General features: G+C 57.9%; 16 protein-coding genes and 1 pseudogene. 5 read left to right on the top strand and 12 right to left on the bottom strand.

What is annotated here, in order from left to right; genetic code table 11:
- Positions 1-26: 26 nt before the first annotated feature.
- The gene (locus tag SYN60AY4M2_RS09565; protein WP_240527808.1) at positions 27-1,412 is read right to left on the bottom strand and encodes a hypothetical protein; all 1,386 of its coding nucleotides are present in this window, start codon (positions 1,410-1,412) and stop codon (positions 27-29) included.
- A 421-nt stretch (positions 1,413-1,833) separates the two neighbouring features.
- Between SYN60AY4M2_RS09565 and SYN60AY4M2_RS09560 the strand changes: the two genes are divergently transcribed.
- Entirely contained in the window at positions 1,834-2,514 is a 681-nt protein-coding gene (locus SYN60AY4M2_RS09560) for a hypothetical protein (protein WP_143596982.1), read from the top strand.
- A 1,923-nt stretch (positions 2,515-4,437) separates the two neighbouring features.
- Here the strand turns inward: SYN60AY4M2_RS09560 and SYN60AY4M2_RS09550 are convergent.
- On the bottom strand, positions 4,438-5,970 hold the full coding sequence (locus tag SYN60AY4M2_RS09550; RefSeq protein ID WP_099812795.1) for a leucyl aminopeptidase: 1,533 nt from the start codon (positions 5,968-5,970) through the stop codon (positions 4,438-4,440).
- Positions 5,971-6,111: 141 nt separating this feature from the next.
- On the opposite strand from SYN60AY4M2_RS09550, the gene SYN60AY4M2_RS09545 reads away from it, so the two are divergent.
- Positions 6,112-6,885: a hypothetical protein gene (locus tag SYN60AY4M2_RS09545; RefSeq protein WP_099812794.1), complete on the top strand. Its 774-nt coding sequence runs from the start codon at positions 6,112-6,114 to the stop codon at positions 6,883-6,885.
- On the opposite strand, the gene SYN60AY4M2_RS09540 is transcribed toward SYN60AY4M2_RS09545, so the two are convergent.
- The 10 genes from SYN60AY4M2_RS09540 to cfa all read right to left on the bottom strand — a co-directional run bounded on the left by SYN60AY4M2_RS09540 (position 6,882) and on the right by cfa (position 16,854).
- A complete protein-coding gene (locus tag SYN60AY4M2_RS09540) occupies positions 6,882-7,718 on the bottom strand; it encodes a metal ABC transporter permease (RefSeq protein WP_099812793.1) in 837 nt (278 codons plus the stop codon). The two genes, SYN60AY4M2_RS09545 and SYN60AY4M2_RS09540, sit on opposite strands and share 4 nt — an antisense overlap.
- Positions 7,719-7,727: 9 nt before the next feature.
- Complete coding sequence (locus SYN60AY4M2_RS09535; protein ID WP_206336826.1) at positions 7,728-8,504, bottom strand: metal ABC transporter ATP-binding protein; 777 nt, start codon at positions 8,502-8,504, stop codon at positions 7,728-7,730.
- Positions 8,501-9,601 (bottom strand): zinc ABC transporter substrate-binding protein, encoded by a 1,101-nt coding sequence (locus SYN60AY4M2_RS09530; RefSeq protein ID WP_240527807.1) that lies wholly within the window; start codon positions 9,599-9,601, stop codon positions 8,501-8,503. Before SYN60AY4M2_RS09530 ends, SYN60AY4M2_RS09535 begins: the two co-directional genes overlap by 4 nt.
- Before the next feature lie 52 nt (positions 9,602-9,653).
- Positions 9,654-10,097: a SufE family protein gene (locus SYN60AY4M2_RS09525; RefSeq protein ID WP_099812791.1), complete on the bottom strand. Its 444-nt coding sequence runs from the start codon at positions 10,095-10,097 to the stop codon at positions 9,654-9,656.
- Between the two features lie 238 nt (positions 10,098-10,335).
- Positions 10,336-10,992, bottom strand: coding sequence for a GntR family transcriptional regulator (locus SYN60AY4M2_RS09520; RefSeq protein WP_168173332.1), 657 nt, complete (start codon positions 10,990-10,992; stop codon positions 10,336-10,338).
- 535 nt (positions 10,993-11,527) lie between these two features.
- On the bottom strand, positions 11,528-12,622 hold the full coding sequence (locus SYN60AY4M2_RS09510) for an ABC transporter ATP-binding protein (protein WP_099812788.1): 1,095 nt from the start codon (positions 12,620-12,622) through the stop codon (positions 11,528-11,530).
- Positions 12,619-13,428: an ABC transporter permease subunit gene (locus SYN60AY4M2_RS09505; RefSeq protein ID WP_099812787.1), complete on the bottom strand. Its 810-nt coding sequence runs from the start codon at positions 13,426-13,428 to the stop codon at positions 12,619-12,621. The genes SYN60AY4M2_RS09510 and SYN60AY4M2_RS09505 overlap by 4 nt, the downstream gene beginning before the upstream one ends.
- On the bottom strand, positions 13,425-14,264 hold the full coding sequence (locus SYN60AY4M2_RS09500; RefSeq protein ID WP_168173331.1) for an ABC transporter permease subunit: 840 nt from the start codon (positions 14,262-14,264) through the stop codon (positions 13,425-13,427). Before SYN60AY4M2_RS09500 ends, SYN60AY4M2_RS09505 begins: the two co-directional genes overlap by 4 nt.
- Positions 14,265-14,317: 53 nt before the next feature.
- On the bottom strand, positions 14,318-15,373 hold the full coding sequence (locus SYN60AY4M2_RS09495; protein ID WP_099812785.1) for an extracellular solute-binding protein: 1,056 nt from the start codon (positions 15,371-15,373) through the stop codon (positions 14,318-14,320).
- 305 nt (positions 15,374-15,678) lie between these two features.
- Entirely contained in the window at positions 15,679-16,854 is a 1,176-nt protein-coding gene (gene cfa / locus SYN60AY4M2_RS09490; RefSeq protein WP_240527806.1) for a cyclopropane fatty acyl phospholipid synthase, read from the bottom strand.
- Positions 16,855-17,962: 1,108 nt separating this feature from the next.
- Here cfa and SYN60AY4M2_RS09475 point away from each other — a divergent pair.
- From SYN60AY4M2_RS09475 to SYN60AY4M2_RS09460, 3 genes and pseudogenes are all read left to right on the top strand, one after another.
- Positions 17,963-18,094: pseudogene (locus tag SYN60AY4M2_RS09475) on the top strand (IS200/IS605 family transposase); the annotation flags it as partial.
- A 641-nt stretch (positions 18,095-18,735) separates the two neighbouring features.
- Positions 18,736-19,158: an archease gene (locus tag SYN60AY4M2_RS09465; RefSeq protein ID WP_099812784.1), complete on the top strand. Its 423-nt coding sequence runs from the start codon at positions 18,736-18,738 to the stop codon at positions 19,156-19,158.
- A gap of 75 nt (positions 19,159-19,233) precedes the next feature.
- Positions 19,234-20,601, top strand: coding sequence for an RtcB family protein (locus SYN60AY4M2_RS09460; RefSeq protein WP_276307365.1), 1,368 nt, complete (start codon positions 19,234-19,236; stop codon positions 20,599-20,601).
- Positions 20,602-20,877 lie beyond the last annotated feature (276 nt).

The raw sequence follows: 20,877 nt of genomic DNA, 5'->3' as shown, positions 1-20,877 counted from the left end.
CTCTGGGATCAAACGGGTTGCCTGGGTTACAGCCGCACCTGCGTGCCCTCAAAGAATCCACGAATAATGAGAATAACTCCCCCTGCATCAGGAGTACCCGTATTTCCGTCGCCAGTTGGTGGGTTCGGGCCTATAACTTGGTTGTCAGTGGGGAACTCTTGCTCAATAAAGAATTGCCCAGAGATATTCGAGCCAGAGGTGGTTGGATCGAAAACCAAATTCAAGTTGCCTCGCAGCAGAGAACCGCCAATATCTGCCCTATTAAACGGCCCGGCCAGTTGTGCCCCAGCTAAGGTGCGGAAGACAAAATCTCCCGTGGTGGGGACAATGCCCTGAAGGATAACAGGACTGAGATTAGTTCCCTCCACAGGGGATCCAGGCAACGTACCTGTGGAGCGCTCGGTGCGCAAGGAGAAGAAGTAGTCAAACGCGGTAGGGGCACCGGGACGCTCAGGGACGGGCAACTGCGGGATCGGGGTGGGGAAAGGTCGCGGTGGAGGGCTGACCTGCACAAAGTTGAGAACTGTGCTGACGTTGGCCGGATCAAACTCCGCTTGAACACGACCGTTCAGTAAGCGGCGGATGCGAACCAACTGATTGGGCAAGATGTTTGGACGAGTGGGATCCGGAGCGAACAGTACCGACTGCGTACCCACCTGGGCAGGGCGATAGACAATCTCCGCCTGGTTGGGCCGGAAGTTCAGGCGGGCAAAGAGAGCCAAGGCATCCTCAGGAGTGCCATCGCCCGCAACCCCCCGCTGCCGCACCACAAAGCTGGCGGAGAAACTACCTGTCTGGAGAATGGCAGATACTCCTTCTGTTGGGTTCACGAAGCTTCCTGCTGGCGGGTTGCCACCTGGGCCAGGATCTTCATAGAGTACCCCCGTGGTGCGGACAATGAGAGAAGAATCTCCCTCTAGGACAACTTGGTTGCCATTCCTATTCACCAAGATTCGGCGCACGGTGAGAGTCAAGACAGTACCTTCCCTGGCGGCTCTAAAGGTTGTGTTCACTCGAATGCGCTGATCATTGGGGTTTGTCGAAATTGCAACCAGCCCGGCGATATTAAATTGCGTAGATAGCCTGCCGTCATTAGGGCCGAAGGCAATAAGATTCACCAGCGGTGTGGTTTGCCCAATTTGGATGGCCAGGGTGCTGGAGCGAAGAGTTGAGTCAATCGTCAAGTCACTGGCTGGGATCTCGTTCACAGGCAAGATGCGGGCTTCAACATTGGCGATGCGAGCTTCACCGCTGCCTTGGAGGGGGTTGGTGCGCACAGGGATCCCATTGTCAAACCTCGGATTGACGTAGTCCAACCGGAGGCTGGTGGTCTCCAGCACCGAGCCGGGGGTAAAGCGGTACTCCTGCGCCGAGACAAACGCCGTGGGATCCACCTGGACGGGCCCAGGCAAGGTCGGGGACTCATTAACCTCGCCGCAGCCGCCTAGCAGCAAGACTCCACACAAAACCGCTAATGAGCGACCTTTGAAGTTCATAAGGCACTTCCTCACACACCCTAATCTGGGGAAATCCACACACAAAATGGAGGGAAAGGCACCCAACCCCAACGCTACAGGTAAGCTGGCCGCCCCTGCTCGAGGCTATGATACCCCATATCTAGGGGATGGGCCATTTCCGGAAAAATTTCTTGGATTTGCTCTGCCGGTCGCTTGACAACGCCCTGGAATGCAGTAGAACTAACAGCAGTCATCCCCCTTTCAAACGGGATACCTCGTAATCTTGCTTGTCAATGTACAGGGGTAAATTCAGTGGATCCCGGCTGGACGCTGTCGGAAAGATTTGCTGTGGTGTGAGTGAGTGGAGACTTCCCCAATGAAACGACGTTCTGGCTCAGCCCTTGGCGGCGGTGGCCTTTCCCTTCTGGTAACTTGGGCTTCGCTGGCCCTGGTCACTGGTTGTAGCAGCGAGACTACTGGTGGGCTGCCGCCCCTCTTGACTGCCGACGGAGCTACACCCCCTCCGGTGGCGGTTGCCCCTACCATTTCACCCAACCTCACGCCCATCACCTTTCGCCCCGGGCCGGACTTTGCCCCCATCACGCCGCCGCCCATTCAGCCCGACTTACCGGATCCGCCTAGCTTGCGGCCAGCTCCAGATGGGGAGTTTAATCTTTTGCTGTTCGAGCCGCCAAACCTTCCTAACATTCCGCCAGTGGGATCCGCTTTCGTAACCATCACTCTGAAAGGCTTGCTTGCTCCAGGAGTGATCAGGAGCGTAGAGGTTCAGTTTTTTAACATCAGTCGCGGCACAGATATTACCGGTATCTTTTTGCCGACGGCAATTGAGCAGTTTAGAAATACGCTGATAGGCAGAGGCAATAGCTACGACGACCGAATCAACGGGATCACGCTTACCAACGGCTTCACCTTCCCGGCGGATCCAGCCGCCTACAACACCAACGTTGCTGCGAGAGAAAGGGTTTTGGTAATCGTGGTCATTCGAGATTCATTTGGTCAAGCTCTGAGGCTGGAAGCGCGCGCCCAAGCCCCCTAAGCTGGAGCTGAGTAAGGCTGTTTGGGTTTGTGCCACGAGAGAGTTTAATGGCAGGAGGATGAGGGAATGAAAACGGGAAAAGTAGCTGGGGTTTTGGCTTGCTTGTGCTTGGGCTTGCTAACAGCTTGTCAACAAACTAAAGAGGGGAATCCAATCAGCTCGCTGCCAGGGCCAATCATCCCTGTGCAAAACCCAAACACAGAACCCGGAGGAACGGGGGTAGGGCTGCCATCCACTCCTCCGATTGGATCTGTTCCCCCAGGTCAGCCCAGCCCTCTTGTGCCCCCTCCTGTGTCGGCGCCGACGATCCCGCCCCTGCCCACTCCCAATCCCTCTCCCAGCATCGTTGGCCTGCCTCCAGGCCCCTTGGCTGCCCCGACGTTTACTAAGAGCTTCAGTCCTTCCACAACCTCAGTGGGTGTTCCCGTAACCCTAAGCTTCACAATCACCAACAACTCAGGGATCCAACTGACTGGCCTCAACTTTGCAGACAACCTGCCTGCAGGGTTAGTTGTTGACACTTCGCCTAACATCACCAATACCTGTGGTGGATCATTTGCTCCGACTCCAGGCGGGGCCCTAATCACTCTAAGCGGTGGAACACTGGCTGCCAATGCAACTTGTACAGTTACTGTTCAGGTTGTTGCTTCGGCTCCGGGTACCTATACAAATCCGCCAGTAACTCTCACCAGCGCTCAAGCTCCCGCTGTTCAAAGCGCACCTGTTAATCTGTCAGTGAACCCGGTTACTGCTCCAACGTTCACTAAGAGCTTCAGTCCTTCCACAACCTCACCAAACGCTCCCGTAACCCTAAGATTCACCATCATCAACAACTCAGGGATCCAACTGACTGGCCTCAGCTTTGCAGACAGCCTGCCTGCAGGGTTGCTTGTTGCCAATCCGCCCAACTTCACCAATACCTGTGGTGGATCATTTGCTCCGACTCCAGGCGGGGCCCTAATCACTCTAAGCGGTGGAACACTGGCTGCCAACGCAACTTGTACAGTTACTGTTCAAGTTGTTGCTGCAGGCACAGGTACCTATACTAACCCAGCCGTAACTCTGACCAGTAACCAAGCTCCTCCTGTTCAAAGCGCACCTGTTAATCTGTCAGTGAACCCGGTTACTGCTCCAACGTTCATTAAGCAGTTTAGTCCTAACTCGACTACAAACGGCAACGTCGTGGCTGTTGTCTTCACAATTACGAACACTGCAACTGTTCCCATAACCGGCCTCAGTTTCATCGACATTTTGCCCGACACTCCAGCTCAAGGGTTACGAATTACGAATCCAGCAGTTACCTCAAACACCTGCGGTGGTACGCTTACGGCACCTAACGGTGGGACCGCGATTTCTCTCACGGGCGGAAGCCTAGCCGCAGGCGCCTCCTGCGTAGTTTCTGTATCGGTCGAGCAAGTTCCGCCCCTGCCTGCACCACCAGTGCAGTACGACAACCCTCCAGTTACTCTCTTGAGCAATGGCGCGCCGCCAGTTCAATCCAATCCCGATCCAGCATCTGTGACTTTCAACTGAGCCCCCTGCAAAATCCTGGCTATTGATTGGCCGATGTCTGAACAGGGTAGTCGAACTTTTCCGGGGAATTCAAAATCTGTGGGATCTTGTGCTAGCTGAAGGATTCCGGCTGAATTTTGAGTCAAGCGATCCAGCTTTGCCAAAGAAGCCGTACTTTGTCCGACTTTGCAAGATTTTGTGAACAAGTGGGATCCTTGCCCTGCAAGGGATCTGCATCAACCTCAATCAACCTGGCTGATCAAGCCGGCTGCCCAATCCAGGAGGGCGTTCACTGCTTCTAGGTCTTTCGCTTCTGAGTACAACCTCAGCAGAGGCTCGGTGCCGCTGCCGCACCACCCCCCAACACTTGCGCAGGACTTTGGAACCAGCAGACAACAGCAGGCAGCGAGGCTAAGAGGAGGCGGCTGCCATCTCCCGTGCCAGGACCCATTCCACCAAGGTGCGCACGCCGTAGCCAGTGGCGCCTTTGTTGGTGTAGCCCGAGTCTTTTTCAGCCCAGACGGGGCCAGCTATGTCTAGGTGGGCCCAGGGGGTTTTCTCCACAAACTGCTTAAGGAAGAGGGCGGCAGTGATGGAGCCGCCGGAGCGGGGGCCGGTGTTCTTCATGTCGGCCACGCTGGAGTTGAGGCCCTCAAAGTAGCTCTCTTCCAAGGGCAGGCGCCAGATCTTTTCGCCGGAGAGGTTGGCCGCCTGCTGCAGCTCTTGAGCCAGGACCTCATTGGGGGTAAAGAGGCCGGCAATTTCTTCTCCCAGCGCAATAACACAGGCACCGGTCAGGGTTGCTAGGTCAACAATGGCGTCCACCCCCAGCTTTTCAGCAAACACCAAGGCATCGGCCAGGGTGAGACGGCCCTCGGCATCGGTGTTGTTGACCTCGATGGTCTTGCCGTTGGAAGCGGTGAGGATGTCTCCCGGGTGCAGGGCCCGACCGCTGATCATGTTTTCGGTGGCGGCCACGATAAAGTGCACCTCTACCCGCGGCTTGAGGGCGGCTAGCGCACGGGCCGCTCCCAAGACGGCTGCCGCCCCGCCCATGTCGGTTTTCATCATGGCAATGCTGCGGGAGTCGGTTTTGATGTTGAGGCCGCCGGAGTCGAAGGTGAGGCCCTTGCCCACCAGGGCCAACTTGGCAACGGGATCCCCTTCTTTGGGCTTGTAGGTGAGGTGGATGAACTGAGGCGGCAGATCCGAGGCTTGGGCCACGCCCAGGAAAGCCCCCATGCCTAGGGCTTGGCACTCTTCCCGCCCCAGGATCTCCACCTCTAGGCCGTAGTCTTGGGCCAGTTGCCGGGCAGTTTCGGCCAGGGCAGGAGGCGTGACGACGTTGGCAGGGGCGGCCACCAGCTCGCGGGCCAGGATCGTCCCGGCGGCCATCTCGGTGGCCCGTTGCAGGGCATTCTCATAGTCCTGGCGGGCCTGGGCCAGCCTCGGCACCAGGAGGGTAACTTCTTCAACGGAGAAGCCGCGCTCTTCCTCGGGCTTAGGGGGAGATTTGAAGCGGTTGTCCTGGTGGGCCACCAGGAGGCTGGCTTCGGCCACCGCCTGCACCGCCCGCACCTGATCCAGCCCAGTGTCTGGCAAGGACAGCACCACCTGCTTGGCCTTGAGGCTGTGGGCCTGGCGCAGGCCGTTGGCAGTAGCCCGTCGCAGCGCTTCCAGGGTCAGCGCGGCGGGATCCCCCAGCCCCACCAGCACCAGCTTGCGGATAGGCCCCGGCAGGCGCAGGGCGAGGCTGCTGTTGGGCTTGCCCTGGAACTTCTGTTCTTGAGCTGCTTCCGCCACCAACCCCGACCACACTTTCTCGTCCAAGGAAGCAATTTCGGCAGGCAGCGAGAAGGTGGCGTTTTCGCCGCTGGGGGCAAAGCAGTAGACCAGGGCACATTCTGCCTGCGTTAGAGGTGGCTCGCCAAGACGAAGCTGCATGGGAAACCTTTGGCCAAGCTATGGACGGCAGACTTTCAGTGTAGCCAATTTGCCGCTTCTAGGACAGGGGATCCCTCGCCTGCCCTCGACGTTGGCTTCCCCAGCCAATAGCCTTTAATCAGGAAGGGAGAAAACCAAGGTATGGCCTGGCGGCGGCGTCACGTCCTTCAGCTTGGGGTTATTGCCTGCGCAATGCTCCTGGCTCTGGCGGTAGGAGGGGTGGGATCCCTGGCCCAGGCGCAGAGGTCGCTGGAAGAGCTGCCGCAGCCGGTTCGCCTCAAGTTGCCCCCCGGCCTAGCCCGCTACACCTACGACAAATCGGCGGGAGACTACTTCGAAGAAATCGAGCCGCTGCTGCCGGGCGGAGCTTATGCCCAGTGGGCCTTCTATCCCGTCCCCGTCTACATCCAGGGGGATCACCCCCAGTGGAAAGCCTTTGTGGAGCGGGCGGTGAAGGAGTGGTCGGCCTATATTCCGCTCAAGGTGGTGGCCAAAGAAGAGGAGGCCTTCTACGGGATGAGCATCTACCGCGTTCCTCCCATTGGCGAGGGAATAGCGGGGGCAGCCCGCCCAGAGTTTTTCTTCGCCGCCGATGGTTCGCTGCAGCAGCGGGTGCGCATTGTCATCGCCGAAGGCCAGGGGCTGGCAGAGGTTACGGCAGTGGCTCGGCACGAGATTGGCCATGGGCTAGGGCTGTGGGGCCATAGTCCCAACCCGCGGGATCTGATGTACGGCGGCCACCACGCGGAGGCCACTGGCAATCGCCGCCTGCTGCGGGTGCCCACCATTACCAAGCGGGATCTCAACACCCTCAAGCGGGTCTACGAGCAGCCCACCCTGATGGGCCAGGTCTTTCCAGAGAGCTACCGCCGCCTGTTTGGCCAGGTTCGTGAGGAGATCCCCGCACCTGGCTAAAGCCGCAGCAGTTGCGACGCCCCCTTGGCCGCCATAGCCAGGAGAAAAAACAGCAACTGGGTGGCCACGATGCTGGGGCCGGAGGGCAGGTTGAAGGCGGCCGAGAGGAGGATCCCCAGCACCGCGCTCAAGCCCCCGAAACCCATGGCCAGCAACACATAGGTTGTAAAGCGGGATCCCAAAAGCCGCGCCGTCGAAGCGGGGATGACCACAAAGGCGCTTACCAGCAGCACCCCCACCGAGCGGATCGACAGGGCCACCACCAGGGCCAGCAACACCACAAAGGCTAGCCGCTGCCAGCCCACTTCCACCCCCCGCGCCCGCGCCAACGACTCATCCAGGGTCAGCAACATCTGGGCAGTCAAAGTCAGCCCAATGTACCCCAGGGCCAGCAGCAGGAGCAGGCCGCTCATCCAGAGGGCCGGCGGGCTGATGCCCAGGATGTCCCCGAGGAGCAGTTGGTTGAGGTTGCCGCGGTAGCCGGGGATCAGGCTGAGGCCGATGATGGCCAGGGCCAAGGAGGAAGAGTAGATGATGTTCAGCACCGCATCTGCCGAAAGCTGGGTGCGTTCCAGAATAAAAGTCACCCCCAGGGCAAACACCACCCCAAACACCATCAGCACCGCCGTAGGATTCAGTCCCAGAACCACTCCCAGGACAATACCCAAGAGCGCCGAATGCCCCAGGGCATCGCTAAAAAACGCCAACTGCCGAAAGATGACAAAACTGCCCAGCAGCCCCCCCGTTACCCCTGTCAGGATCCCGCCCAGCAGGGCCCGCTGCATGAAGGGCAACTGCAGCAACTCGGCCACCCGCGCCCAGGTTTCCGGCATTTTTTCTCCTCAGTGATGGTGGATGTAGCGGGCAAACTCCGGCCCATAGACCTGACTCAACACCTCGGGCAACAGCGTCACGCTGGGGGATCCCTGGCAGATCAGGGAGCGGTTGAGGCACAACACGCGGTCGCAGTGGCGAGAGACCATCTCCAGGTCGTGGGAGACCTGCAAAATGGCCCAGCCCAGGGATCGGCGCAGCTCTTCCAACAGCCGATAGAACTCCCCTTCACTGGGGCTATCCAGGCCAGCGGGGGCCTCGTCCAGCACCAGCAGCCGCCGCGGCCAAACTAGACAATAGGCCAGCAACACCCGTTTCAGCTCGCCGCCGCTCAGTTGACCCAAAGGCTTAGGGGCCAGGTGCAGGGCCTCGGCCCGTTGCAAGGCCTTCCGAACAGCTTCTTGCCGAGCAGCTTGCTGCTGCCAGGGCCAGCGGGGTCTGAGGGATCCCCAGCCCAGGGCGACAAACTCGGCCACGGTCAGGGGGATGGCGGGGTTGAACTGCAACCGCTGGGGCACGTAGGCAATCTGCTGCCGCACTTTCTGGGGCAAGTACCCCGACAGGCGCAGCGGCTCTCCCAGAATGCCAATCGAGCCACACTGCCGCGGCAGGATGCCCAGGATGGCCTGCACCAACGTGCTCTTGCCGGCACCATTGGGGCCGACAATGGCGGTATGGGATCCCGCCTCCAGCGCAAACGACACATTCTGCACAGCCAGCTGGGATCCCCGATAGACCGTCAGCCCCTCCACCCAAAGGACAACTTCGCCCAAGTGGGAGGTCATCGCCCCCTCGCCAGCAGGTGTTCGAGGGCAGCTTGGCCCACCACGGGCAACTGCAGGGGAACCCAGGCCTTTTCCTTCTCAAAGGCGGAGACCAGGTTCTCCACGTTTTGCCGCATGATGGCTAGGTAGTATTCCGGCTCGATCCCCTCCGGGCCGGCGGTTTCGATGGGATCGAACACGCGAACCTGTACCCCCAGATCTCTGGCCAAAACCTCAAAGGGGTTGTCACTCCTCACCTGAGGTTCCACTAGGATCGTCTTCAGGCCCGATTGCCGTACCGTATCCATCACCCGCCGCACATCCTCAGGGGAGGGGCTGGCTTCCGGGATCTCCACCAAGAACTCCGCTTTGAGGTTGTAGCGCTCAGCAAAATAGGGGGCAAAGTCGTGGAAGACCACAAACTTTCTGCCGGCAAAGGGCGCCAATTTCTGCTCGATTTCTTTATCCAAAGCTTCCAGTTGCTCGATAAAGGCGGCAGCATTGGCGCGGTAAATCTCTGCCCCTTCTGGATCCACAGCAATCAGGCCGTCGCGGATGTTTTCCACCTGCTGAATGGCCCGCCTGGGATCTAGCCAGATGTGGGGGTTCAACTTGCCGTGGCTGTGCCCATGAGAGTGTCCATGACCGTGAGAATGCCCATGCCCATGGCTGTGCCCATGAGAGTGCCCATGACCGTGAGAATGCCCATGCCCATGGCTGTGGGAGTGCCCATGTTCTGGCTCCTCAGTCCGCAAGGTCGGGATCCCTTGGCTGCTATCAATGATGCGCAGCTTCGGATTCCCAGCATTGGCAATCAATCCCTCCAGGAAGGTCTCCATTCCCAACCCATTGATCACCAGCACATCCGCCTGGGCCAGCAGACGCGCCTCTTCCGGTCGAGCCTGAAAGTCGTGGGGTCCCATCTGGGGCGGAATGAGAGGCGTCACCTCGGCCCGCTCCCCGGCCACCGCGCGGGTAAATTGCGTTATCGGCAGGATGGTGGTCACCACCTTCGGGGGGGTGGATCCCTGCTGCGCCTGGGACTGTTCTTGGCGCATCTGCAAGCCGCCCAGGATCCCGACCGAGAGGGCGGCCACCAGCGAGACCAGTGACCGCACAGGTCGAGCCGAACGCAGAGAGTTAGCTTTATCAGCCATGAGCCTTAGTACCTCACAAGACGACAGAGACAGCAGAGCCGGAAGCGCCTGACTTCTGAAAAGCCAAGGCCCGCTGCTGCAGCAGCGAAAACATGCTCACCAGGCCATTGCTGCGGGAAGGGCTAAGGCTAAAGTTGAGGCCCATCTCCCGCACAAACTCTAGGGAAACCTCCAGGATCTCCTCTGGGCGCAGACCGCTCAACCCCTCCGCCAAAACAGCCACCAAGCCCTTGACCAACTGGGCATCGGCATCCCCTTGGATGTAGACCTTGCCGTCTTTTAGCTCGGTGGCCAGCCACACCCGCGAGGCACAACCCCGCACCAGATTCTCCTCTGTTCGCTGCGACTCGGGGAAAGGGGGCAGCCGTTTGGCATAAGCCAACAGAAGCTCGTACTTCTGCTTAGAAGTTTTGGCTTTTTGGAAGCGCTCAATAATTTGCCGCAGAGCTTTGGGCATCCGCCAGCTCGTCTGATGAGAATGATAATCAGATCCATAATAACACCCTTCCCAGGGGAGTCAGTTGCTCAGCCGGGATCCGGAAGATTCCAAGCATGCGGCAGGGGATCCCTACTGGGCTGAGAGGGATGGCTGCTGCAGAAGGATTGGATCACTGGACGTTGTGGAAGTGGATCCCGTGCTGGATCGGCGCAATTGGCTTTTGCGCTGACAGCTCCGCCGTCGGCCAAGCCATTCTCTAGTCACCGGCTGCTTTATCCAGCGGTCTCTGCAGCGCTTGACTGGCGCGCACGACTGGGCCGGCGTTGGCCAGCGTCCAGCGCAGTGCCTCTTGGTTGATCCGCTCGGCAGCAGCTCCGTCGTGGATGGCAATTGCTTCTAGCAGCTTGCGATGAAAGTCAAGCGACTCCTGCATCTTGCCTTCAACGTTATAGGCCAGCCTTAGATACCGCTCGGCGTGCTCGCGCAGATTCCTGATCCGCTGGATCAGCTGTTCCCGACCCGTGATGGCGTAACACCTGAGACGAAAGTGCCACTCCTCGCGCAGATAGGTCCATAGATCCGTGCCATCGGCCAGCGTTGTAATGGCAGCTAAGAGTTTTCGCAATTCGGCCACGTCCGACGGAGTAGCTTGCTCGGCAGCCAGTCGTGCAGCCAACCCTTCCAGCCCAATGCGCATCGCATAGAGTTCTTCAAATTCCTCCCAACTGAGCGGCACCACCCGCACCCCATAGTTGGTAACAAACTCAACCAGGTGTTCCTGGCTCAGCATGCGCAGGGCCTCGCGAATAGGTGTGCGGCTGACGCCGAAAAGAGAGGCCAACTGCTCTTGGCGCAGCCACTCGCCCGGTTGCAGCTTGCTGTTCAGGATCATCTCCCGTAGCTTTGTGTACACCAATTGCTGCGGCGTTTGGCCAGACTTAGCAGGTCGGAGTTTGAGCTTTCCTTGCGCGAGCAGGTCGGCTGATTTTGCCCAGCGTCTGCCAGGTCGAGATTTGGCTGGGGTGCCGTCGTTCGCTGTAGCCATCCGTGCTCCTGCTGGTTTGCCCATAGTAAGTGCGTGGGCTTGCTGCTACGAAGTGCTTGAGCAGCAAGAGATAGCTAGCCTTCTGAGAACCTGTAGGTCAGCGTCTGTTGAAGTCGTGATTGTATAGGTACCCTTTGCCCCCGACAAGACACTGACAAGGTAGGAGATCAAGGTAGGAGAGGCTGCAAAGTTACTCACCGTCCGGCAGGGCTCCCTTGGCAGTATCAACCTGCTTCAACTCTGGAAAGCATACGGCAAAAGGAGGCGCGAGTTGAAGTTGGAGAACTGCCTTCACGGCCAAGCCGACAACAGCAGATAGCTGATTATCCCAGGTGTTCAGGGTAAACCAATCCTTCGGTGTCTTCGCAGGCCAGCTCGATAACTCAGTTGTCTCTGGCAAAAGTTATCCGCTTTGACTGGGATCCCTAGCTTGGTTGCAGTAGGGACACTGGCCAACGGTAGAAAGGATGTGGCCCGGCTTGGCGCGAACAGGATATCTCTGCCCTGGGATAACCGGTCGGTTGTGCAGAAGCGTGACTCTACCTGCGCCTATCAGTTCTCCAGTGATCCTAAAGGCATCGCCTGCAAACTCAACGGTCATGGGGATGAACTGCCCTGCTTCCGTCGATGGGCTAACCTCGGGCAGAAGCTCCAGATCGCCGCTGCGAACTGCCACTTGTACCACTTGGTCGTCACAATGCAAAGGAACGTCGGCTTCTAGTCCGGGTGCGAGACGCACGCGGCCTGGGCCGATGCGCCGAGCTGTAAGCACAGTTGCGCCGCCAAAGAACTGGGCAACAAACGAGTTGGCTGGTGACTGCCAGATCTGCTGCGGTGTCCCGAATTGTTCTACTTGACCAGCCTGCAGCACAGCTACTCGGTCGGCAATGGCCAGGGCTTCCTCCTGATCGTGGGTGACGAAGAGGGTTGTCACGCCACTGGCGCGCAGCAGAACTTGCAAGTCAGCCCGGATAGCTGCCCGCAGTTGGGGATCCAGGGCAGCCAGAGGCTCGTCCAGCAATAGCACGCGCGGCGACACAGCTAGGGCCCGGGCAATAGCCACGCGCTGGCGCTGACCTCCAGAGAGTTGGGTAACTGGTCGGTCGGCCAGCTCAGCGATGCGGCAAAGTTCCAGCATCTCGCTGATGCGCCGGCTCATTGCTTCTTTTGCCACCCGGCGCATGCGCAGTCCGAAAGCCACGTTATCCCGAACATTTAGATGCTCAAACAGGGCATAACTCTGGGGAACCCAACCCACAAGTCGCTTCTCCGGTGCTAACGTACTTGTGTTGATCCCATCGAGCAAAAGACGGCCCTGGGTAGGGATCAGCAAACCGGCTACCAAGCGCAGCAGAGTGCTCTTGCCACAGCCACTGGGGCCGACCAACACCACGATCTCCCCAGGTTGCACCTCCAGGCAAATGTCCTGAACCACCCAACGTCCAGGGGTGTAGGCATAGAAGATGTGATCGAATACCACAGAGGCTGGGCTGGTCATGCTTGTCCTATCTTGCTACCGCCTAGCCACTCAATGGCGATGGCAGCAGGCACGACGAAGAAGAGAAAAATGGCTGTAATCGCCGCCGCCACTTCCACCCGGTTGGTGATGTATGCCGAGTACAACTCGATGGGCAGCGTTTTGTTCAGAGGGGTGAACAAGAAGAACGAGACATTGAACTCCCCCATGGACAGCGTGAACACCAAAATCAAAGCAGCCAGCAACGCGCTGCGGATCGAGGGGAGCGTCACATACCACAGCCGCTGCATGGCCGATGCGCCCAGGGTGCAGGCCACAGCTTCGCGCTCGATCAATGCCGCTTGGGCCAGCGCCGGCACCAAGGTTGCCACCAGAAACGGTAGGGTGTAGATCACTTGACCGAGCAGAAGCAGTAGCCCGCTGGCTCGAGCTGCTGGGTAAGCCAAGATTAAAGCCAAGGCAATGGCAATGCCGGGGATGGCCAGCGGCAGATTGATCAAGGCCATCAGCGCCTGCCGGCCAATGAAGTTATGCCGCGCAATAAGCCATGCGGCGGGTAAACCAACAGCCAGGTCAATTGCTAGCACCGTGCAGGCTAGGCGCAGGCTAAAGAGGGCGTAGGGTCGCACAGTTTCCCATCCCTGCCACAGCCAGTTGGTGGTGACCCCGCCAGCCCAAAAACCAAGCGGCCAGTTAACAGTGGTCGCCACAACAATCAGCAAGGGCACTGGTGCCAGGCACAGGATCACTGCAGCCAAGGTGAACCCCTGCCCAATCGCTGTGACGGGATCCGCTGCGTGCTGGCGCTTGCAAGCTAGTGGCTTCACTTCACCAGCTCCCTCTGCAACATATCTGGCGGGCGATGAGGCTGTAGGCCACGTTCAGCAACCTGACCCAGACCCAGTAGAATGGCCGTAGTCAGCAGAGTGAGAGCAATGCTCAGGCTGGCCGCGCGTTCTGGTTGAAAGCTTTCTGTGAATGACGAAGCGATCTCAAGGGGTAGCACGCGAAAGCCACGGCTTAGGGTGGCTGCCGTGCCAAAAGCCCCGAGGGCTGTTGCCAGACTGACGCTGGCAGCGCTGAGCAAAGCCGGGAGAAGCGTTGGTATCAGCACGTTGAGGTAAACCTGCAAAGGGGTGGCACCTAGCGTGCGGCTGACGTCGATCACGTCCTGCGATAGCGCTGAGACTGCACCACGCAACACCAACACAACACGGGGGATTTGAAAATACAAGTAGCCCAGCAACATCCCCCCAAAGGTATAGGCAAGGCTTAGCTGGCGTTCACCTGTCAGCAGCAGAAAAAGCTGCGGCACAACGCCGGTCGTTCCGAAGAACAAGATGACGAAGAAACCTATGACAATTCCAGGCAGGCTAAGCGGTACGGTCAAGGCTATTGCCAACGCATTTCGGTAAGGGCCGTTGGATCGCTCGATGTAAATGGCCACCGGAAAACACAAGATCAGCGCCAGCAGCGTAGAGGCGACAGCAATCAACACGCTGTTGAGCAAAGCGCGGCGATAAGCCAGTGAAGTGACAACTGCCGCGTAGTTCTGCAGCGTTAGGCGACCGCTGCTCCCGTCCAGCAGACTCTGGCGAAGCAACACAACTAGAGGTACCAGCAGCCCCAGGGCGAACAGTAGAACAACGGGTGCCGCGAGCAATACTTGTCTTGTTGCCCGCGACCCCCCGAGAGAGCAAAAGTTTGTGCTCAAGATCACCGGATTACCTCGGCCTTCCAACGCTCATTGAATCGCTCTTGCACAGCGCGCATTTGCCCGTAGTCCGGCACAGCTACTTTTTCGTAGGCGCTGGCCGGGAGCATCTTGGCAGCAATTCCGGGATCCACAGTTACTTGCCGCACGGGCCGCAGATAGCTCTTGGCAAACAACACCTGACCCTCGTTCGACAGCGTGAAGTCTATCAACCTCTTGCCACCCTCAGAATTGGGTGCGCCCTTGACCAAGCCAATCACATAGGGAATAGCGATTGAGCCCTCGCAGGGGATCACGACTTCAACCGGGGCATTCTCGTTGTTCTTGAGCTGATATCCGTTGAAGTCAGCATCGATCAGGATAGGAATCTCTCCCTGCTGAACCAGGGCAGTGGCTGTCTGGGCTGGGAGCTGCAAGTCGTTGGCCTTAAGCTGAGCCAAGTATCGAATGCCGGGATCCCAGTTCTCCAGCGTACCGCCTAGCGCCAGGTTAGCAGCTGTAGCTACCGAGTACCCAATTGCTGCTTGGGTGGGATCCAGAAAACCCACCTTGCCCTTGTATTCATTCTTGGTCAGGTCAGCCCAGCACTGAGGGACAGGCGCGTTGCCCAGTACCTTGGTGTTGACCAAGAAGGCTACTGCTCCTTGATGAATCGTCATCCAGCGGCCCTCGGGATCTTTCAGCCCCTCTGGGATCTCATCAAACCCAGCTGGCTTGTAGGGCTCCAGCAAACCTGCCTCAGCGGCCTGAATGCCGAAGACAATTCCGAAGTAGGCAGTATCCGCTTGTGGGGCAGCGGCTTCAGCTTTGAGGGCAGCCAGTGTCTGGCCCGAATTCTTGGGATCCGAGGGGGCTTGCAGGCCAGTTTTGGCAGTGAAGGACTTGAGCACCTCGCCCCAGTTCGCCCATTTCTCCGGACTGTTGTAGGCCACCACCAAGGCAGCACGCCCGCCAGCCGGAACCCCTGTTGCTGGAGGAGCCGAGGTTGCCACTGCCCATGCTGTCAACAAAGCGGCGACCGGGAGACTAATTAGGGGAAGCTCAGCCAGCTTTTTCATCTTGACACCCTCCTTGCGCCAATAAGTGTATGCGCTTATTAGCAGGCTACACGACTGAATTTAAGCTGACGTTAAGAGCTGGCTCCCTCTTGGGGTTTGCAGAGATCCTTGAGCTCGTGGATTGAAACAGGATTTGACAAGGGATCCCTACCGGGCCGGCGGTTTCTCTGTGGCGGCCTGTTCTGGACAGAGTTCGTTGTTCTTCGTGGGGGAAGCCTATTCTGCGTGACAGGGATCCGGCTCGATCTGTGAACCCCTTGTGCAGTTGGGAAAAGCCGTGTGGGTAGGGCTATTCCGACTTCTCGCTACCGCACCGAGCGATAGCCGTCCCTTACTCCCCTGGGCGAGAGGACCAGTTGCCAAAGCTGGCTGGCACGGGCCTTGAAGCTGCCGGCGCTCATCAGCAAATAAAGCCGCCACAGGCGGCGAAAGCGCTCGCCGTAGCGGCCGGCCAGTTGTGGCCATGCCCGCTCAAAATTGGCGTGCCAAGCTTTTAGGGTGGCCACGTAGTTGATCCCAAAGTTGTGCCAGTCTTCCAGTACAAACAGACCCTCAAAAGCCGCTGTTATCAGACGAGGCGAGGGCAGCATCGAGTTGGGGAAAATGTAGCGTTCAATCCACGGATCCCGACCCTGGTAGGCAACGTTGGCGCCGATGGTGTGGAGAAGAAACAAGCCATCGTCTTTGAGGAGGCGACGGGCTACCTGCATAAATGTTCGGTAGTTGCGGTAGCCCACATGCTCAAACATGCCCACAGAAAGGATCCGATCAAACTTTCCCTGCGTCTGGCGATAGTCTTCTAACCGAATCTCGACCGGCAGGCCGCGGCAGCGTTCGCTGGCCAGTTTGGCTTGCTCTTTGGAAACAGTAATCCCCACAACCTGCACCCCGTAGCGTTCGGCCAGGTACTGGGCTGTGCCGCCCCAGCCACAGCCGATGTCGAGCACCCGCATGCCGGGTTGGAGTTCCAGCTTGCGGGCAATGAGGTCAAGCTTAGCTTCTTGGGCTTCATCCAGAGTTTGCGCGCCCCCATCCCAATAGGCACAGCTGTAGATCATGCGGCGATCCAGCATGGCCTCATAGAGATCGTTGCCAATGTCATAGTGGCGCCGGCCAATGACAAATGCCCCCTTGCCCCGCTGGCGGTTGATGAGGCGACTGTCCAGCCCAAGTAGGGGCTGAATTAGCCAACCCACCTGCTGCGGTGCCTGGGCAGTTAGGAGACGACAAACTAACTCATCAATGGCCTCGCAATCCCACCAGCCCTCCATGTAGGCCTCGCCAAAGCCCAGGGATCCATAGAGCAGGCAGCGCAGGTAGAGCCGCTCGTCGTGGATTTGCAGATCCCAGGGCCGCGAGCCATTGACGGCTATATCGGCAGCACTCAAGAGCCTAAGCCCATATCGGCGGGCCAGCCGATGCCAGATGCTAAGGCTTTTTTCCACTTCCAGGAACCCCCTGCTGAGGGCTAATCGCAACATGTATTGTAAAATGCGGTCTCTCCAGTTTGTTACTCGGCAGCGGCTCAAGCCATTGCTTCTTCTCGGCTCCCCAGCTTCTGTTGTTAATGCCAACCACTGCAGCTCTGGAGGAAGTTGAAGAGATAGTGCTAGCAAGCCCAAAGGAGAAATCGATGCTCAAACTGAACCTGCCAACACTGCAAGTTGGTGGTGCTATTCAGTAGGGCGGCTTTCAGATTTTCCCGCTGTTTTCTCCAGAGGATACAGAGAGAGGCTGCCTATCGCCTTCCAGATCATGGAGCTCAGGAAGCAACGATTAGTGAAATCAATCAGAACGGCGTTGTGCCGTATCTAGTTGTGGAAAACTACAGCGGTTTTCTCTTGCTTTTGGTGGAAGGGCAGGAGCTAGTCGGGGCTAAACAGAACCGCATCTTGAACACCGCTGTTTTGAACAAGCCAAAAAGCAAGATCACGATTCTGGCTTCTTGTGTGGAAGCTTTCAGGCGCCACTTCCGCTCCCACCAAATGGAGGATGCCAATGCCTTGTTCCCAGCAGCTTGTGCTACGAGCTAAAAAGAGGAGTTTATCAGTCGCTCAAAAATAAAGCTGGTTACCGCTCAGACCAGGGAAGAGTGTGGCAAGCCGTTGCTGCTATCCAAAACTTTCTCAGGGTCAGCTCCCTCACCAACCCGTTCTCTGAAGTTTGACACTCCCACCGTCTAAAGGCGGGGGATTCTTACACGGTCGTCGCAAAGGCTTTGTCAAAGCGCCTCTAGACAGTTCCTGAAGGCAAAGCCCCAAGGTTCTGCTGACTTTCTTAAGCAGGTTGGCGGCAGCATTTGCCTCAGCGTTGACCAACCACCCCTTTGCCGTTTGGTACAGGCCCCGCTTGACACGCTTTCCAGCGGGTCTCCACCCGTCGGGTTTTTCACCATAACTAGGTAGCTCATCTCTATCTAGGAAGCTTGCCTGCGAGCTGTACGCCTCCTCTACCTCAATAAACTCCATGCCATAATGCCGACATAATTGCGCAATACGCTCCTTGAACCGACCTGTTGGGACGAAAACAAAGTTTTGGTTAAAACCGCATTCTTGTTTTTGTTCTTTGTTCCAACCTAAGTAAGCGATAGTGCGAGAGGGAAGTCAACGGTACAATCACTACAACCATGGTGTGGGGCTAGCGGTTGTTTATCTTATTTTTTGGCCAAAGAGAAGGAAAGAGGTCTTGGTAGGAGAAGTCAGGAAGAGGTTGTTTGAGCTATGAAACTATATCAACGACCCCCATCATGGGTAAGCAACTAAAGTGGCTAGCGGGCTTTTCCGCCCCCCACTCAAGTGCGGGGCTACCAAGCTATCCTTTTGTGTGGTATGAGTCTTACGAGGATGAGATTGAGGAGTTTCGCAAAAACTTTTGGTAGTCGGCTTTGCGTTGGAGTCCATCCGCCACAAAGATTCTCCACAGGCTGAGGCTACTCCTCAGGATGTTCTCCACTACTGCCTGAACCAATGGCCTTGGGAGGCGGTACAAACGGTAGTGGAAGGCCGGGCATACCACGCCAAATCTCAAAGCGGTGACCAAGGTGCCGCTTTGTTCTATAACGATAAACTGGTCTACCCGTTAGTCGTCACACCAGCAGCTTCTCTCTTCTGGGAAGCTCCCCTAGACAAGGAGGGCCTGATGGCGAAACCATTGGGCCTTTTCACTCTTTCTTTATCTTGTGGGAGGATCCCCCCAGCCTAAGGAACTTTCGGCAGGATAAGAGACGAATACAATGGTAGTATCATGGCTGCTTTTATTCCCAATCTGCAGGGATCCCGCGGTAAGCTGCAGTGCCGCGCCTTAGCCTGGGCGGTATTTGTCTTTGGCCTGCACTGAGGACTGCACAAAACAAGGAGACGACCGTGGCGCGGGCAAGATGGGATCATTTCGAACACATGGCCGATGTCGGCGTCCGCGGCTATGGGGCGACCCTGGAGGAAGCTTTTGCCCAGGCAGCTTTGGCCCTGACTGCGGTGATCACCAGCGTGGATGAAGTAGCTCCCAGGGAGCGGCTAGAGATTGAGCTAGAAAATTCAGGCGATCTGGAACTGTTGTTGGTGGATTTCCTGAACGCAGTGATCTACGAGATGGCAGTCAGAGGAATGCTCTTTGGGAAAGTTGAAGTGCATCTTGCAAAAGACCATCTCAAGGCCAGCCTGTGGGGGGAAAGAGTTGACCGCGCCAAGCACCGACCGGCAGTAGAAGTTAAAGGGGCAACTTACACGCAACTCAAGGTAGCCCAAGAGGGTGAGCTTTGGGTGGCACAGTGTGTGGTGGATGTGTAAAGGAGGCAGTCTATGGATATCAAGAAACTTGAGCGTGTAGATGAGACTGTCTGGCGCATTCCTCCTAAAGGCAAAATGCGTGCCCCAGTCTTGATCTTTGCCGATGAGGAGTTAATCCGGGAGATGGACGACAAAGTGGCCGAGCAGGCCAGCAACGTGACCACCTTGCCAGGGATCGTGGGAGCCTGCTACGTGATGCCAGATGCCCACTGGGGCTATGGTTTTCCCATCGGTGGGGTGGCTGCTTTCGATGCGGAAGAAGGGGGGGTGATTTCCGCCGGCGGCGTGGGCTTTGACATCTCCTGCGGCGTGAGAACCTTGCGGACGGGGCTGACGCGCGAAGAAGTGGAGGAAGCGGCAGAACCCTTAGCCAATGCCTTGTATGCGAGCGTACCGGTAGGGCTTGGCAGCCGCAGCAAGATCTCCTTGAGCGACAAAGAGATGGAAGCCATGCTGGAAGGCGGAGCAGAATGGGCTGTGGCTCAAGGCTACGGCAAGAAAACAGATCTAGAGCGCATCGAAGAACATGGCCGCATGCGGGGAGCAATGCCGAGCGAAGTCTCCGCCTATGCGCGTGAGCGCCAGCGGCGGGAGATGGGGACTCTAGGCTCAGGTAACCACTACCTCGAAGTCCAGGTTGTTGACGAGATCTACGATCCCAAGGCTGCCGAGAGCTTCGGCCTCAAGCAGGGGGAAGTGGTCATTACTATTCACTGCGGCTCCCGGGGCTTGGGTCACCAGATTGGCACGGAGTATTTGAAGAAGATGCAACAGGCGGCTAAAGAGCACGGCATAGAGCTGCCTGACCGCGAGCTGGCGTGTGCGCCCTTGAAGTCCAAAGTGGGGCAAAGCTACCTGGGAGCAATGCGGGCAGCTATCAACTGCGCCTTGGCCAACCGCCAGATCATCACCCACTGGGTGCGCCAGGTATTCGCCGAGCTTTTTCCCAAGGCTGAACTCGACCTTATCTACGACGTCTCCCACAACACCTGTAAGGAGGAGACGCACGTGATAGAGGGGAAAAAACGTCGCCTGTTCGTCCACCGCAAGGGGGCAACGCGCGCTTTTGGGCCTGGCCACCCAGAGATCCCTCAGGCTTTCCGCTCTATCGGTCAGCCGGTCATCATCGGCGGCTCCATGGGCACGGCCTCCTACATTCTGGTCGGCACGGAGCAAAGTGAGGCCCTTTCCCTCTCCTCGGCCTGCCACGGCGCCGGAAGGGCGATGAGTCGCAACCAAGCTCTCAAAGCCTGGACAGGGCAGGAGATCGTCGAACAACTGAGGCGGCGCGGCGTCATCGTCCGCAGCCCTTCTTTGCGGGGGGTAGCCGAAGAAGCGCCCCAGGCCTACAAAAACGTAGATAAAGTTGTGCGCGCTGCCGACCAAGCCAAGATCGCGAAACTCGTAGCGCGCCTAAGACCCATTCTGTGTATCAAGGGCTAGTTTTTTCTTTCTGACTTCTCAAGATCCCCCCGAAGGGAAAACACTGCTAAAACCTTTGCCGCTCTCGGAATGCCGGGAGCGGTTTCCAATTTCTAGGGATCCCTCTGAAGGGATAACTTCAGGGGATCCAGATCATCCCTGGAACACAGCAGGGGGAGTTTCCAAAGTTTCCAATTCCTAGGGATCCCCCCGAAGGGGGAACTCGGAAGGAGAAGCCTTGTCGGCAGGCTTCTCCTCGTTTCCAATTTCTAGGGATCCCCCCGAAGGGGGAACGTA

Origin of the sequence: Synechococcus sp. 60AY4M2, assembly GCF_002760375.1 — a bacterium.
Classification (GTDB): domain Bacteria; phylum Cyanobacteriota; class Cyanobacteriia; order Thermostichales; family Thermostichaceae; genus Thermostichus.
Note: the sequence above shows the minus strand (reverse complement) of the source record. Positions and strands in the feature narration are given on the sequence as shown.